The sequence below is a fragment of the Kordia sp. genome (genome assembly GCF_965224175.1).
GTDB lineage: Bacteria > Bacteroidota > Bacteroidia > Flavobacteriales > Flavobacteriaceae > Kordia.
Window position 1 is genome coordinate 2,604,723 of the sequence record NZ_OZ245041.1, and the last position, 15,373, is coordinate 2,620,095.

11 protein-coding genes are annotated in these 15,373 nt (G+C 33.7%); 6 read left to right on the forward strand and 5 right to left on the reverse strand.

Annotated elements, in window-relative coordinates:
* Nucleotides 1–4: 4 nt before the first annotated feature.
* Nucleotides 5–2,131, reverse strand: coding sequence for a carboxy terminal-processing peptidase (locus tag ACOQOS_RS11105; RefSeq protein WP_420575142.1), 2,127 nt, complete (start codon nt 2,129–2,131; stop codon nt 5–7).
* Nucleotides 2,132–2,367: 236 nt separating this feature from the next.
* Between ACOQOS_RS11105 and surE the strand changes: the two genes are divergently transcribed.
* The 5 genes from surE to ACOQOS_RS11130 all read left to right on the forward strand — a co-directional run bounded on the left by surE (nt 2,368) and on the right by ACOQOS_RS11130 (nt 5,682).
* Nucleotides 2,368–3,147, forward strand: a complete 780-nt coding sequence (surE, locus tag ACOQOS_RS11110; RefSeq protein ID WP_420575038.1) for a 5'/3'-nucleotidase SurE — start codon at nt 2,368–2,370, stop codon at nt 3,145–3,147.
* Nucleotides 3,137–3,430, forward strand: coding sequence for a hypothetical protein (locus tag ACOQOS_RS11115; protein ID WP_420575039.1), 294 nt, complete (start codon nt 3,137–3,139; stop codon nt 3,428–3,430). The genes surE and ACOQOS_RS11115 overlap by 11 nt, the downstream gene beginning before the upstream one ends.
* Before the next feature lie 9 nt (nt 3,431–3,439).
* The gene (gene lpxB, locus ACOQOS_RS11120; protein WP_420575040.1) at nt 3,440–4,552 is read left to right on the forward strand and encodes a lipid-A-disaccharide synthase; all 1,113 of its coding nucleotides are present in this window, start codon (nt 3,440–3,442) and stop codon (nt 4,550–4,552) included.
* 150 nt (nt 4,553–4,702) lie between these two features.
* Nucleotides 4,703–5,047 carry a mannan-binding lectin gene (locus tag ACOQOS_RS11125; protein WP_420575041.1) on the forward strand — a complete coding sequence of 115 codons (345 nt, stop codon included), beginning with the start codon at nt 4,703–4,705 and terminating at the stop codon, nt 5,045–5,047.
* A 110-nt stretch (nt 5,048–5,157) separates the two neighbouring features.
* Complete coding sequence (locus ACOQOS_RS11130; protein WP_420575042.1) at nt 5,158–5,682, forward strand: C40 family peptidase; 525 nt, start codon at nt 5,158–5,160, stop codon at nt 5,680–5,682.
* A gap of 105 nt (nt 5,683–5,787) precedes the next feature.
* On the opposite strand, the gene ACOQOS_RS11135 is transcribed toward ACOQOS_RS11130, so the two are convergent.
* Nucleotides 5,788–8,082 (reverse strand): T9SS type A sorting domain-containing protein, encoded by a 2,295-nt coding sequence (locus ACOQOS_RS11135; protein WP_420575043.1) that lies wholly within the window; start codon nt 8,080–8,082, stop codon nt 5,788–5,790.
* A gap of 233 nt (nt 8,083–8,315) precedes the next feature.
* On the opposite strand from ACOQOS_RS11135, the gene ACOQOS_RS11140 reads away from it, so the two are divergent.
* A complete protein-coding gene (locus ACOQOS_RS11140; RefSeq protein WP_420575044.1) occupies nt 8,316–10,352 on the forward strand; it encodes a ComEC/Rec2 family competence protein in 2,037 nt (678 codons plus the stop codon).
* Between the two features lie 2 nt (nt 10,353–10,354).
* On the opposite strand, the gene ACOQOS_RS11145 is transcribed toward ACOQOS_RS11140, so the two are convergent.
* The 3 genes from ACOQOS_RS11145 to ACOQOS_RS11155 form a co-directional block, all read right to left on the reverse strand.
* Nucleotides 10,355–10,903 (reverse strand): thioredoxin family protein, encoded by a 549-nt coding sequence (locus tag ACOQOS_RS11145; protein WP_420575045.1) that lies wholly within the window; start codon nt 10,901–10,903, stop codon nt 10,355–10,357.
* Nucleotides 10,904–11,036: 133 nt separating this feature from the next.
* The gene (locus tag ACOQOS_RS11150; protein ID WP_420575046.1) at nt 11,037–13,409 is read right to left on the reverse strand and encodes an oligopeptide:H+ symporter; all 2,373 of its coding nucleotides are present in this window, start codon (nt 13,407–13,409) and stop codon (nt 11,037–11,039) included.
* Between the two features lie 62 nt (nt 13,410–13,471).
* Complete coding sequence (locus ACOQOS_RS11155; protein ID WP_420575047.1) at nt 13,472–15,340, reverse strand: peptide MFS transporter; 1,869 nt, start codon at nt 15,338–15,340, stop codon at nt 13,472–13,474.
* Nucleotides 15,341–15,373 lie beyond the last annotated feature (33 nt).

Here is a 15,373-nt window from a genome sequence, read left to right on the forward strand (position 1 = left end):
TAAATTATCCTTTGACAACAGATCTTTTCTTCTTTTTGATGTTGTTCAGTTGAATATCTCCTAATACATTGATCGCTTCTTCTACATAGACATCTTTTGCTAAATCTTCGTGCCAAGCTTGTCTTTTACTTTTTAATGTAGAATCTTTTTGCATGAGCAACTCTTCGTATGGCAATGATGTAAATGTCAATTGTGTATCGTAATCAGAAATTGCTTTAAAACGTTTTGCATAATCTTCATCTTCGTCTGCTTCTTTCTTATACTCTGCATAGTTTAACGGATATACATTATCATCACGCCTTTTCTTAATCCACTTTGCATTTTCTTCAATCAGTTTCAATTGTGCATTGTTAGCCATACGCTCTTTGCTTCTACTGATTGTTTTTTCATAATCAATATAACCATCCCAAAGATCGTATTTAGCAGGATCAATTCGATCCCAAGGTAATGGATTTTCTTGATCTTTTTCTCCAATATCAATAAAACTATATTTATCAACAACAACCACATCACTTTTTACGCCTTCCAATTGTGTTGATCCACCATTGATTCTATAAAACTTCTGTGTTGTCAATTTTAAAGCTCCAACATTTCCGTTTCCACCTCTTACAAATCTATTCAAATCTACAATATTTTGAACAGTTCCTTTTCCATAGGTTTGCTTACTTCCAATAACAACTGCTCTTTTGTAATCTTGTAGTGCGGCGGCTAAAATTTCTGAAGCAGAAGCCGATAACTCGTTTACCAAAATTACTAAAGGTCCATCCCATTGAATGCGACTATCTTCATCATTTAAAACTTCTTTTCCATCTACAGAACTTTTTACTTGTACAACTGGTCCATCTTTAATGAAGAATCCAGCCATATCAACTACTGTTTTTAAAGATCCACCACCATTATTTCTAAGGTCTAATACTAAACCTTCCATACCTTGATCTTTTAAACGCTCAATTTCTTTTTTCACGTCGCTTGCAGCATTTCTCTTGTTGTAGTCTTCAAAATTTACATAGAATTTTGGTAGATTGATCACACCAAATGTACGTTGTCCTTTTTTAACGACAGCCGATTTTGCATACGTTTCTTCAATCTCTACCAAGTCTCTTTTAATAGTTATAATTTCGATAGAGCCATCTACTTTTTTCATTGTTAAAGTTACGTTAGTTCCTTTTGGTCCTTTAATTAACTTTACTGCATCATCCAAACGCATTCCAACTATATCAACTGGCTCTTCTCCTTCTTGTGCAACTTTTAAGATTACATCTCCTGCTTCTATTTTTTTACTTCTCCAAGCTGGACCACCTGAAATAACTTCAAAGATTTTTGCACCTTCTGTACGTTTTTGTAAACGCGCTCCAATTCCTTCTAAAGTTCCAGACATGTTCATGTCAAAACGATCTTTGTCTTGTGGCGCTAAGTAAGATGTATGTGGATCAAACTCTTCAACGATAGCATTTACATAAATACTGAACCAATCTTTACGCTCTAAGTCATTCATTAAGTCAAAAAACTCAACATATGTTTTCCCTGTAGACTCGCGTGCTTCTTTTTCTAAAGTTTCATAATTCTTGATTTCATGAGAAGCATCTTCTTCTTTTTTGTTGTTTTCTATTTCTAACTTGATATCATAATTAGCCAATGTAGAAAACTTTAATTCTTTTCTCCAACGTTCTTTTAAATCAGCAACATCTTTCGCAAAATCTAATTTCTCATAATCTCTATTGATAGATTCATCTTTTGTAAAATCAAAAGGTTTCGTCAGTAATTCTTCTTGATACTTTTTAGATTCTTTCATTCGTTTCATTAAACGATCGTGAACCAAACTAAAAAATTGAACTCCTGGCTCTTTAATTTCATCATCAATTTTATCCTTGTATTTGCTAAACTCTTCAATATCTGAAGCTAAAAAATAGCGTTTCATCGGATCAACCGCATTGATAAAGTCATTGTAGACATTTTCAGAGAACTCATCATTGATATCTTGTGGGTTAAAATGCCACCTTCCTAATACATAAGAAATAAGATCTACTAATGTTTTATCTTTTTCTGGGTCATCAAAGGATTTTTTAGCAAATCCGCATGACACCATGGCAAAAACTAATAATGCCACTAAATATATTTTATTCCTTCTCATAAACGCTCTAATTTTCACACATTTTGTTTTTTTCATTCACATAAATTAGCCTTCTGTTGATTCTCAATTTGAACACTACAGAAGCATTCCTGCTAATTATTTTAATTTTTTACTAAAATAAAGAAAAAACTATGCCATTTTTTAACAATCTTACTAATTTTTTGTTAAAGATAAAATGCTATGTATGTAAACGTTAAATTGTGTACTTTAGCATCTCAAAATGAAGTACTTTTTTTATGAATGAAAAACCTTTGATTTTAGTAACCAATGACGATGGTATCACAGCGCCTGGATTGCGTGCATTGATTGACGTGATGAATGAACTAGGAGATGTAATCGTTGTTGCTCCAGATAGTCCTCAAAGTGGTATGGGACATGCTATTACAGCAAATTCTACTATTTATTGTACTGCCATCACTATTGACGATGGTCCGCAAATTGAATATTCTAGTTCAGGAACACCAGTAGATTGTGTAAAACTTGCTGTGAATGAAATTTTGAATCGTAAGCCAGATATTTGTGTTTCTGGAATTAATCACGGATCAAATTCTTCCATCAATGTAATTTATTCTGGAACCATGAGTGCCGCCGTTGAAGCTGGTATTGAAGGAATTCCTGCGATAGGTTTTTCTTTGTTAGATTATGATTGGGAAGCAAATTTCGAAGCAACAAAAAGCTACGTAAAGAAAATCACCCAAAAGGTATTGGAACACAGCTTACCCGAAGGCGTAGTCCTTAACGTAAACTTTCCGAAGTTAAAAGAAAAAGAAATTAAAGGTATTCGTATTTGCAGACAAGCAAAAGCATACTGGCAAGAAGATTTTGACAAACGAACAAATCCGCATGGAAAGCAATATTACTGGTTGTCCGGAAAGTTTGTCAACCAAGATAAAGGTGAAGATACCGATGAATGGGCTTTGGAAAACGGATATGTTTCATTGGTGCCTGTGAAATTTGATTTAACAGCACATCATGCTATACAAAAACTTAATAGCTTAGGATTCAATGAAAAATAAAGAAGTTATTACAGGAATGATCGTTGGTGTTATCGCTACGATTATTGGTACAAGTATTTATTTAACATACCTCGCATATTCTAGAGATGCTTCGTTGGGAGATGTATTTTCACGTGAACTTAAATACGGTGGAATTAGCACTGATATTGCATGGGGAACAGCGTTAAATTTCATTGCTTTTTATGCCTTTTTAAAATTGAATAAAGAAGATCGCGCCAAAGGTGTTTTGGTCGTTACCGTGATTACAGCTGTGTGTGTTATGGCTCATAAATTACTTAGTTAATAATTTACCATGAAGTACTATATTATTGCAGGAGAAGCTTCGGGAGATTTACATGGCTCTAATTTAATGAAAGCCATTGTAAAACAAGACGCCAATGCCGATTTTAGATTTTGGGGAGGAGATTTGATGCAAAATGTTGGCGATACTTTAGTAAAACATTATAAAGAGCGTGCTTTTATGGGATTCATTGAAATCATCATGAATCTTCGTAAGATATTAGGTATGATTTCTTTTTGCAAAAAAGATATTGCTGCATATCAGCCTGACGTTCTTATTCTCATTGATAATTCTGGTTTTAATCTACGTATTGCCAAATGGGCAAAAGTAGAAGGTTTTAGAACAAATTATTATATTTCTCCACAGGTTTGGGCAAGCAGAGCGAGTAGAGTACAGAAGATTAAACGAGACGTTGATGCTATGTTTGTCATTCTTCCTTTTGAGAAAGAATTTTATAAAAAGTATGATTATGACGTGCATTTTGTAGGTCATCCACTTTTAGACGCTATTGCTGATAGAAAACCTGTAAATGATGCTAAATTTAAGGCTGAATTTGGGTTAGATGATCGCTCAATTATTGCCCTACTTCCAGGAAGCAGAAAACAAGAAATTACTAAAATGCTTTCTGTTATGCTTTCTGTGGTAGATAGTTTCCCTAATTATCAGTTTGTAATCGCTGGTGCGCCTAGTCAGGAAAAATCTTTTTATGACCAGTTTATACAAGATACTGACGTGAAATTTATAAGTAATAAAACGTATGATTTATTAAGTGTTTCTACAGCGGCTTTGGTTACTTCAGGAACAGCTACCTTAGAAACTGCTTTGTATAAAGTACCACAAGTTGTTTGTTATAAAGCTAGCAATATTTCTTATCAAATAGCTAAACGTATTATTACTTTAGAGTATATTTCTTTAGTGAATTTAATTATGGATCGTGAAGTTGTGAAAGAATTGATTCAAAATGATTTTACCACTACAAATGTTCAAAAGGAATTAGCCCGTATTCTGGATGAAAATGAACGCACACAGTTATTTGAAGATTACTTCGAATTAGAACAAAAGCTAGGAGGAAAAGGTGCCAGTGACAATGCTGCAACTCTAATTTATGAAGCTATCAAAAAATAAGCCTCATTAAGTTAACTCACTACAAATCAAATAATTAATTTTAACGTATTTCTACCTATTTTCAAATACACGGATTACTACACTTGTAAGCTTTTACTTATTTTTTGAGATTTGTAATATCATATTATTAATCTAAAAAAACCTAAAACCATGGGAAAATTCACAGTATCAATTCCAGCAGGACCAATTTGGAATGACGAAGACGGAAAAGAAAAAGGACCAATTGTAGCAGCAGCTCACTTAGGAGAGTTTGACGGAAATTGGCGTACAGTAGTACCAAACGAAATGAGTACAGTAGATGTAATTCTTGACTCTGATCAAACTGGCAGTTCTGAATACACATTAGATGTATTGGCAGGACCAATTTGGAATCAAGAAGACGCAGAAAAAAAATGTCCAGTTGTATGTGCATCTTACGGAGGTAAGTGGAACGGACAATGGAAAACAGTTGTTTCTGGTAAAATGAGTGTTTGCGGATGCACGTTTAAATTCTAAGAAGATATATTTTATTTTCAATAGGAAGCTATCTAGAAGTCTATAGATTTTTGGATGGCTTTTTTATATGGATCGTTATATTTTATTACTTTAGCTGAAAAGTATTGTACATGATTCGCAAATTAATCCCGCTACTTCTCCTTTCTATTTTTGTAATTTCTTGTGGTTCTTCTAGAAAAACAACTTCATCAAGAACTAAGTCTAAATCTACCAGAGTCGTAAAGAAAACTACCAAAACTAAAAAAACTTCCTCTAAAGCATCAGCTATTATAAAAACAGCGATGGCATATAAAGGAACTCGTTATAAATTTGGCGGAACAACTCGCAAAGGAATGGATTGTTCTGGATTAACGTACACTGCTTTTGGCGCACACCAAGTGAAATTACCAAGAGTTTCTTATCAGCAAGCTACCAAAGGAAAACGCATTAAACTTAAAACCGTTAAAAAAGGTGATTTGCTATTTTTTCAAACGAATAAAAATAGAAAACGCATCAATCATGTTGGATTAGTAATTTCACATGAGAGAGGCGTTATCAAGTTTATTCACGCTACAACTTCTAAAGGTGTTTTGGTTTCTTCATTAGATGAACGTTATTGGAAAAACGCGTTTACAGAAGCGCGTCGTGTACTTTGATTTGTTGATTTGTTGATTTGTTGATTTGTTGATTTGTTGATAGAAACTACATTTTTCTTAGTGTTTTCCGATACAATTTTCTAATAAAAAATCACTCAAAGTACTTTAGTTGACAATTATTTTTTTCGTGAATTGTGCTGTATTTGAGTTTAATTTTAAGAAGTAAACACCACTTTTCACATTAGAAACATCAAACTCAATTGCATTGCTATTTTCTGTTGTACTTAGTATTTGTTTTCCTTGAACATCAAGTAACTTAATGGTTGTCGCTTCACTTCTATCTAGTGTTATGTACAAAATGTCTGTTACTGGATTTGGATATATTTTCACATTAATACCTGAAACTTCACCAACGGAAAGCGGCTCCACAAATTCTGTTTCAAAAGTATTGGTGATTACTGGCGCATTGAAATCAAAATAGATTCCTGCAACACCAGGAATTATATCTCCTACGGCATAACCTGCTAATGGTTTTATTTTGAAGTATACATAACCGTTACTTCCTGGCGCATCAAACATTTCAGCAGGCAAGTTGATATCGTCAAAGTTCCATATTAATTCATCATTTGTACGTTGTACTTGAAAATCGTGACTTGCCGCAATCATTTGAAACGTAGTAGCATCTAACTGCGCATCAAGCGTTTCTTCAATACGCACATTGATCGCTTCTGCTGTACCTAAGTTTTGGAAACGAATTGTGTAATATAGAAAGTCATCAGTAGTAAATTCTTCATGTATAATTTCTGGACCATGCGATTCTCTGATATCATTTGGATCCCATGAACCAATCACCGTTTCTCGTAATGTAGAAGTATTGTTTTCTGGTATTACATCATTTGTATCTGTTGTGTAGGAAGCTGTATTTGTTACTACTTGCCCTAAAGGAACAGTTGCAGGACAAGTCAATTCTATTGAATACGCTCTACTTTCAAAAGATTGCAAGTTTGTAAAATTGATTGTAAAACCTGTTGCTGTCGTTGTTAAAGTATAATTAGTGTCTGCGCTAGTTACAGTTCCTAATACCAATTCATCATCAATAATAACTTCAACAGTTCCTGAAGCTACATCGGAGATTGACACATTATTGATAAATAACGTATTGTAATGTGTAAATCCAGGACGTGGTGGCGCCGAAGGATTTAGGATCACAACTTCTACATCTTCACAAGGTTGTGCTACAGTGATTGGAAAATATACAGTTTCCATTTCACCAATTGCAACACTGATATCGTTAACTGTCGTAACTGTTGCATTGTAACAGTTTTCATATCCGTCATAAAATTCAAATGTAAAATCGAATGAATCATTTGCATCAGTGGTTACAATAAGAAAATTTCCATTTGCTGAACCTACATTGATCACTCCATCATCATTTCGTTCATATAATACATTTCCAAACGGAAATAAGACTTCTCCATCGTCGTACGTTCCATTGTTATTTTCATCTAAAAAACTTCTTGTATTTATAATTCCTGTTGTCTGCGTATCTACACATGAGGCTGTAAATTCCCATGGTACGTATGAGTTTGTTCCGCAAGAAACTGAACCATCTGACTGTATTTGTACCGTGATTTCATTTCCTGTAGATTCAAATATTAATCCTGTAAGATCTCCGTTATTTCCATATCCATTATAAAGTTGTGTAACGCCATCAGAATCAATGATAATTAATTCATCCCAGTTTTGTTCTACCTGACCCGCCAAGAATTCAACGGTTACTGGGGAAATATCATCTGAACTTCGAATGCGGAATGCTGTACTATCATTATTACTGTAACAATATGTAGTCACCGCAGGCGTATCTGTACAATCAACTACTGTGTAATCAAGTACAATTAAATCAAAATTACCTACCACTGCACAACCTGTATTAATATCTTCCACACGAACATACATTGTTTGCGGATTACTGATATTTTGATAACTCATAGCGTTAGCAATTGCGTTGATGTTATCAAAAGCATCTATAACCGTTTCGTGAAAGGTAATGTTTAGCTGAGCAGCATTGTTTGTACCAACAATTTCTGGTATTTTTGAAGTAAGATCAAACGTAGCTATCTCGCTTCCCGAATCACCTTCGAGTGTAAGATCTGTTAAATTATCGACATTTGGCGTTGGGTTAAATGTAACTTCAACACTATCAGAAGAAGGCATTCCATTAATCATGGCTGTTACTTCATGTGTTCCGTTTTGTGTAGCTACATATGTTGCACTTGTACCATTTGGGTCTACTTGACCGTTAACCGTCCATTGGTACGATGTAGCATTTGCTGTCGTTGCATCTAAAACTACTTGTTCACCTTCACAGGTTACAATATCTTCTCCTAAGTCTACTTGAGCAAATGTTAAGGTAGTAAATGCTATAAAAAATACAATAGCATACTGTAATTTTCTTTTCATGGTAAGTAATTGGTTGGTTGTAAGTTATAAATGTAACAATTTATATGTTATTTCTGAAGTTTACATTTAGATTTAACTTTTTAAGTTTCTCAAATTAAACATCGTACAGCTATATTCTTGCGAAATCTTATAATTTTACAACGCTTACGAAATAAATGCTACGCTTACACATTTGTCACGACAAGACTAAATTTTATTAGCTACTTTCAGGTGATTCTAAATATTTTCTACACATGAAATGGCTTCATTTTACCGTTACAAAACTTACCTTTTGTATTATTATTGGTATTTTAATTGGGTATTACACACCTATACCTTGGAAGATAAGTTGTCTTATTTTTGGAAGCTTTTTTTCTGTTTTATGTGTGTTCTTTTGGATTGCGAATAAACGTTTTATACAAACTATCCATTTTGGGATTCTTACGTTTTTGACTACTATAAGTTTGGGAATTGTGATTGAAAATTTTCATGAAGAGAAAAATCATTCCACACATTTAAATCATTTAGCTACGATTGAAAATACTCAAATTCGCATTCACGAAGTTTTAAAATCAAATACATATTATCATCGTTATATTGGCGAAGTTGTTACTGCTAATACACAAAATGCTTCCGGAAAAGTTTTAATTCATATTCAAAAAGACAGCATTTTAACATCTTTACACGTAGATACTATTTTATATACTGAAATACTTCCCAAAGAGATACAAAATGCTTTAAATCCTACGAGTTTTGATTATAAAGCATATCTGAGTGACCGATACATTTACCATGACTTGTATTTGAAACCGAATGAATATATACTTGCCAAAGATTATCCACAGACTTTATATGGCTATGTCGATATATTTCGTAAAAAGATTCATGACAGATTGCTCGAAAATGATTTTAAAGCTGACGAACTCGCTGTTATGGAAGCACTTTTATTAGGACAACGGCAGCAAATTTCAAAAGAGTTACAAACAAATTACGCAAAGGCTGGCGCCATTCACATTTTAGCAATTTCAGGATTGCATATAGGAATTCTTGTGATTCTATTACAGTTTTTATTAAAACCACTGCACCATTTTAGGTATGGAAAACCTTTGAAACTTCTTTTGATGGTTAGTATTTTGTGGAGTTTTGCTTTTGTTTCAGGCTTGTCTGCTTCCGTAGTTCGCGCAGTAACGATGTTTTCAGCAATTGTAATTGCTACGCATTTTCGTAGAGAAACTGACACATTACAAGTACTGACTGTCTCTATGTTTTTTCTATTGCTTTTTAAACCTCATTTTTTGTTTGATGTAGGTTTTCAGTTGAGTTACGCAGCTGTTTTTGCTATTGTTTATTTGCAACCTTTATGGAAAAAAGTATGGGATCCAAAGTTGTTTATTCCTAAATCATTTTGGAGCTTACTCACGGTTAGTTTTTCTGCACAATTAGGTGCTTTACCTTTGAGTTTGTATTATTTTCATCAATTCCCTGGATTATTTTTCGTGGCAAATTTGACTATTATTCCAGTACTCGGAATTATTTTAGTTTTAGGAATTTTGGTGATTACACTTTCTTACTTTCAAGTATTACCTGAGTTTTTAGCGGAATTGTATCGTTTCATCATTCAACAGATGAATGCTTTTGTTTCGTGGATTGCTTCTTTTGAGCAATTTATTTTTGATAAAATTCCTATGAGTTTGTATCAATTAGTAGGCTGTTATTTAATTATTATTTCATGTGCCGCATATTTCCATCTTCCAAAGAAAAAACAATTGCAAATAGCATTGTGTAGTATTTTGGTGTGCCAAAGTTTATGGTTTTTAGATCGTTCTGATCAATTATCTACAGAAGATTCTTTTATGGTTTTTCATCAGAATAAGGCTTCTATCCTAGCTAAAAAACAGAAAAATTCTTTCCATCTATTTCACAATTTAGATAGTATTTCTTTTGCTGAAAATTATCTCATTAAAGATCAGCTTAAGCAACAAGTAAATAAAAGTGTTTCTTTTGATCGCTTACAAAATGTTTATAAGATCAACGATGCATATTTATTGAGAGTTGACAGTTTGGGCATTTATACGATGGCTAATCTAAAATCAACTTATATTTTATTGAGTAATTCGCCTAAAATTAACTTAAACCGAATGATAAATGATTTACAACCAAAGTATATTATTGCCGATGGAAGTAATTACAGAAGTTATATAGAACGTTGGAAAGTTGCGGCTGAAAAACAAAAAATCCCTTTTCACTATACGGGTGAAAAAGGATTCTTTTCTATTTCCTTATGGGAATGAATTTAACTTTTAAATTCAGACACAAATTCTTTTTGATATTTTTCCCAATCTTCTTTAGACTTTACTACTTTGTATTTATCTGTTTTGAAAAGTTTTAGATAGATTTCAATTTGTTTTGGTACTAAGTATCCTGAAATTGGCGCAATAAGTTTGAAGTTTTCATCAAAAAACACCATTGTTGGATATGCACGTACACTTAAATATCTTGCGAATTGATGTTGTGCATTTCTTCGTTTTTTCTTTGCCGGATCGTAGTTTGGATTTGTAAATGTATTTCCTTCAAAAGTTACACTTGAATCGCCTTCAGCATTGAATTTGATCGCATAATAATTCTCGTTTATATATTTTGCTACATCAGGATTTCCAAATGTGTTTTTATCTAACATTTTACATGGTCCGCACCAAGTAGTATATACATCCATGATTATTTTACGCGGTTCTTTTTTCATCAATTCCTGCGCCTCTTCCATTGTAACCCAATTGATTTTTTGGGCATTTATTGTAGTGATACTTAACAAAAGTATACTTGCTAATGCTATAACTTTTTTCATTTTTAGTTCTTTTTGTACTAACTCAGTCGCAAACTCCATGCCTACTTTACGAGTACAAGTTACAATTTGATTTTTAGATATTAAAAAAGCGTTTCTCAGGAAACGCTTTTTTAGCAATATTTTTCTTTGCAGGCTATTTTACACCATGCATGAGTTTCTTTAATATTGGATTTAATGCCCAAACTAATAATCCAGCTACAGCAGGAACAATTGTAAATATCATAAAGAATGTTGATAAATCGTATTCTTTGGTAATGTTTTCAATTTGCCCTCCAATTACTGCAGCAAGCTTGTTTCCTATAGCAATGGCCAAGTACCACATTCCGAACATAAAAGCAATCATACGTGCTGGAACTAGTTTACTTACATACGACAGTCCTACTGGTGATAAGCATAATTCTCCAAGTGTATGGAATAGATATGCTAAAATTAGCCAAATCATGCTCACTTTTACACCTTCACTGATTCCGTATGAACCAAATGCCAACAATCCGAATCCAACGGCCATTACAATCAATCCTAAAGCATATTTAGTTGCTGCCGTTGGGTTGTATTTACTTTCCCACCATTTAGAGAAGAATGATGCAAATACAATGATAAAGAACGAATTTAGAATACTAAACCACGATACTGTGATTTCTACTTCGTTACTTTTTATTTCTGTAACTTTTGCAGTAATAATTCCTTTGTCTTTTACGGTAGCTGCTTTTGCCATTCCTAGTCTAATTTCATCTAAATATCCAAACGAAGAACCTTCATTATCTTTTTTGATGATTTGCAATTCTTGTCCCACAGTAAATACTGCAGGTTCTGCAATCGAAGTTTCCTTTTGAACAATATTATCTCCAGATGTTCTTGTCATTCCTTCCGAAATTGGCATGTCATAATACAAGTCACTCAACGGAATTTTCTTCGCCACTTCGTCTTCTGTGTAGTATACATTTGCATTTTCAGTGTCTTTTATCGCAATGATAGAAGCTACATATGCCTTATCTAATTCAGCTTGTTCTTTTTCTCTTTCTTTTCTGATGTAACTTTCAGAAGCCTTCTTTTTTAAGACATTTCCTTGATATACGATACTGTCAATACTGACACTCATTGTTTTATCGTCTGCTCCTTGTGCAGAGAATGATCCGCCAAGCAGTTTCCCTTCAAATTGCTTTTGTCTATCTGGATGCAATGCGTAACTACTTGGAGTTGCATTGGTACGTACAGCATCATACGTAATGTCATATGATGTTGTATTGAAATCTCTGTTTAACATCCATCCAACAAGTGCCCACATTACTAGGAAACAAACAACTAATACAATGTTTGAGATTCCAATTTTACTATACGTTTTCTTCCAAAGTAAATATAAAACCCATGATATAATGATTAATGGAATTACTGTAAGTAAGGTATTAATCACATTGAATATGATGGCTGAATTTCCAGTTAAAGACCTATCTACATTGTCTCGTGCAAATAATACGAGAGAAGAAGCTCCTTGCTCAAAAGCTAGCCAGAAAAATACCGTAAAGAACGCAAATATGATAAAAGCTATCATTCGGTCACGAACAATTCTCGTGTATCTAGATATTCTTGAAATTACTAAGAATAGGAACAATGCTAATGCAAAAATTACGGCGACATATTGCCCTTCAATATCTTTAATTTGAAAAGCAGAGAACATATCAATTCCACCAATTTTAGATAGCGGATCGTTGAATGCATATCCTAATCCGATGATGGCAGAAATAATCATTAGTACTTTATCCACTAACGTAAATGGATTTGGTTTTTCTTCAGTTTCTGCTGATTCTTCTTCTATTTCAACACTTTTTTCGTTGATATTTTGTGGAAGTTCTACTTCGTGAACCTTTGTTGGTTTTGCCCCAATTTTCCCGAATAAACTACCTGCTAACCAGAATTGTAATGTTCCTAATAACATGAAGATTCCGGCAAGACCGAATCCCCATGCCCATCCAACTTTTTCTGCTAGATATCCACAAAGCATCATTCCAAAAAATGCTCCTGCGTTTACTCCCATGTAATAAATGGTGTAAGCTCCATCTTTTTTCTCTGGGTTCTTTTTATACATTTCAGAGATAATAGAAGTCATTGTTGGCTTAAAAAATCCAGTTCCAATAACTAATAATGCTAACCCGATGTATAACGATGCTTCCGTTTCTATGGCCATCGACGCGTGTCCTAAGGTCATGATGAGCGCTCCAATAATAACTGCCCATCGATATCCTGTATATTTATCTGCAATGTATCCACCAATAATTGGCGTGATGTAAAGTAACATTGCATAGGTTCCGAATAATGCTCCAGCGTTTTCAGCAGTCCATTCCCAACCTGGATTGTAACTTATGGCTGCCATTGTTAGGAAGTTTACTAACAATACGCGCATTCCGTAGAATGAAAAACGCTCCCACATTTCAGTAAAGAACAATACAAACAATCCTGCTGGATGCCCTAGAACTTTGTCTTTAAATAGATTTTCTATATCTGTACTCATAAAAAAGGTGTGTTAAAAGGGAAACCCTCAAATAATGAGGGTTTCTATACATATATTATATTTTAGTTATCTGCTAATTCAAATCCTTCAGCTTCTTCATTTACTGTTCCTTCATTGTCTTCTGCTCCGTGCGTAAGCTTCTTAAGCTTCTTCAAGAATAAGATTAATAACAATCCGAAAGCTACTGTGAAAATGGTTAAGAATGTAAATATTTTATATTCTTGTTCGCTTTGCGCTTCCTCAATTACGAAAGATACTCCGTAATCTTTTCCGTCACCTTTATTTTCTAGGATTTGTGCTTTATCAGCATCTTTTTCAAATTTTAATGCTACGTGATGCGGTGCATCTTTTGTTGCATTATTATCTTTTAAATATGTTTTTAGACCTTCTAATTCTTCTTTTTTCTTTTCTTGTGCTTCTTTTATTTCTTCAGGTTTTTTGTCTCCTGCATCAACCTTAGTTAGATCAAATAAGCTATTAAGATTTGTTCCTTTTTCATATTCATTAAAAACAACATTGTCTCCTTCTAAGTATACTTTTGCTCTTATTGAGAAGTTTTTATCTTCATTAATTGGATACGCAAATACTTTTGAAATTACTTTTTCACCACCTACTAATTTTTTTACTTCAATAGAATCTTTCTTCGTGAAGTTATAAATCTGCTCCATATTTGCAGTCATCTTTCCGCTGTATGATTCTAATTGTGCAGCTTCTCCAATACTACCTGCTAGCTTGTTTCCAAAACCAGTTGCTGCGAAATAAATTCCCATCATGATAGATGCATATTTTACAGGCGCTAATTTTGTGATGAAAGAAAGTGATACTGGTGAAGTACAAAGTTCTCCAATAGTGTGGAATAAATATGCTAAGAATACCCAAATCATAGCTGCTTTTCCAAATTCAACAGCACTTGCTTCTTTGGAAGCAAACATCATGAACACATATCCTAATCCCATAATAATAGTTCCGATTGCCATTTTGAATAGTGAAGAAGATTCTTTCCCTTTTCTTTTCCACCATAACCAGAAACCTCCGATTACTGTTCCAAAAATAATGATGTATCCAGCATTTAATGATTGGAATACTGCCGCTGGAATTTCTTCAAGCCATGACAGTCCAATAACTCTATCTACTTTTGCATCTGTGTATAAGTTCATTAACCCTCCAGCTTGCTCAAACGCTCCCCAGAATACGATTACGATTAAGAAAGAGATTAATAATACAATGACTCTGTCTTTTTCTATTTTCGTTAATGGATTGTTCATTACTGCTTTATCTACTCCAGAATCGGCAGAACCAATGTAGTTTCCAACATGTTTTAAATGCTTTTGCCCAGCAATAAATACGGCTTGTCCAATTAACATTCCAATTCCTGCCAATCCGAATCCGTAGTGCCATCCATATTTGTATGCTACTAATCCAACAATAATACTTGACAAGAAAGCTCCGATATTAATACCGATATAGAATATTGTAAATCCGCTATCACGTCTTATATCGCCTTCTTTATATAATCCACCTACCATTGTAGAGATGTTAGGTTTTAATCCACCAACACCTAAGATAATAAGTCCTAAACCAGTAAAGAATGCCCAAGAAGTAGGGATTGCTAAGACTAAATGTCCTGCACACAGTAAAAATCCTCCAAGCATTACTGTTTTTTTCTGCCCGAGTACTTTATCTGCTAAAATTCCTCCAGGAATTGATGCTACATACACTAACATTGTGTACCATCCGTATAACCAAATTGCATCTCCGTTACTCCAACCTAATCCTGGATCTACGGCAGTAGCAGAAGTAGCTACATATAGTACTAATAAGGCGCGCATTCCGTAGTATGAGAAACGCTCCCACAGTTCTGTGAAGAATAGCACGAACAATCCTATTGGATGCCCGAAGATTTCTTTTTCTTGTCTTACTGAGTCTGTCATTATATTAAATAGTTTGGGTTAGTATATTTTTGA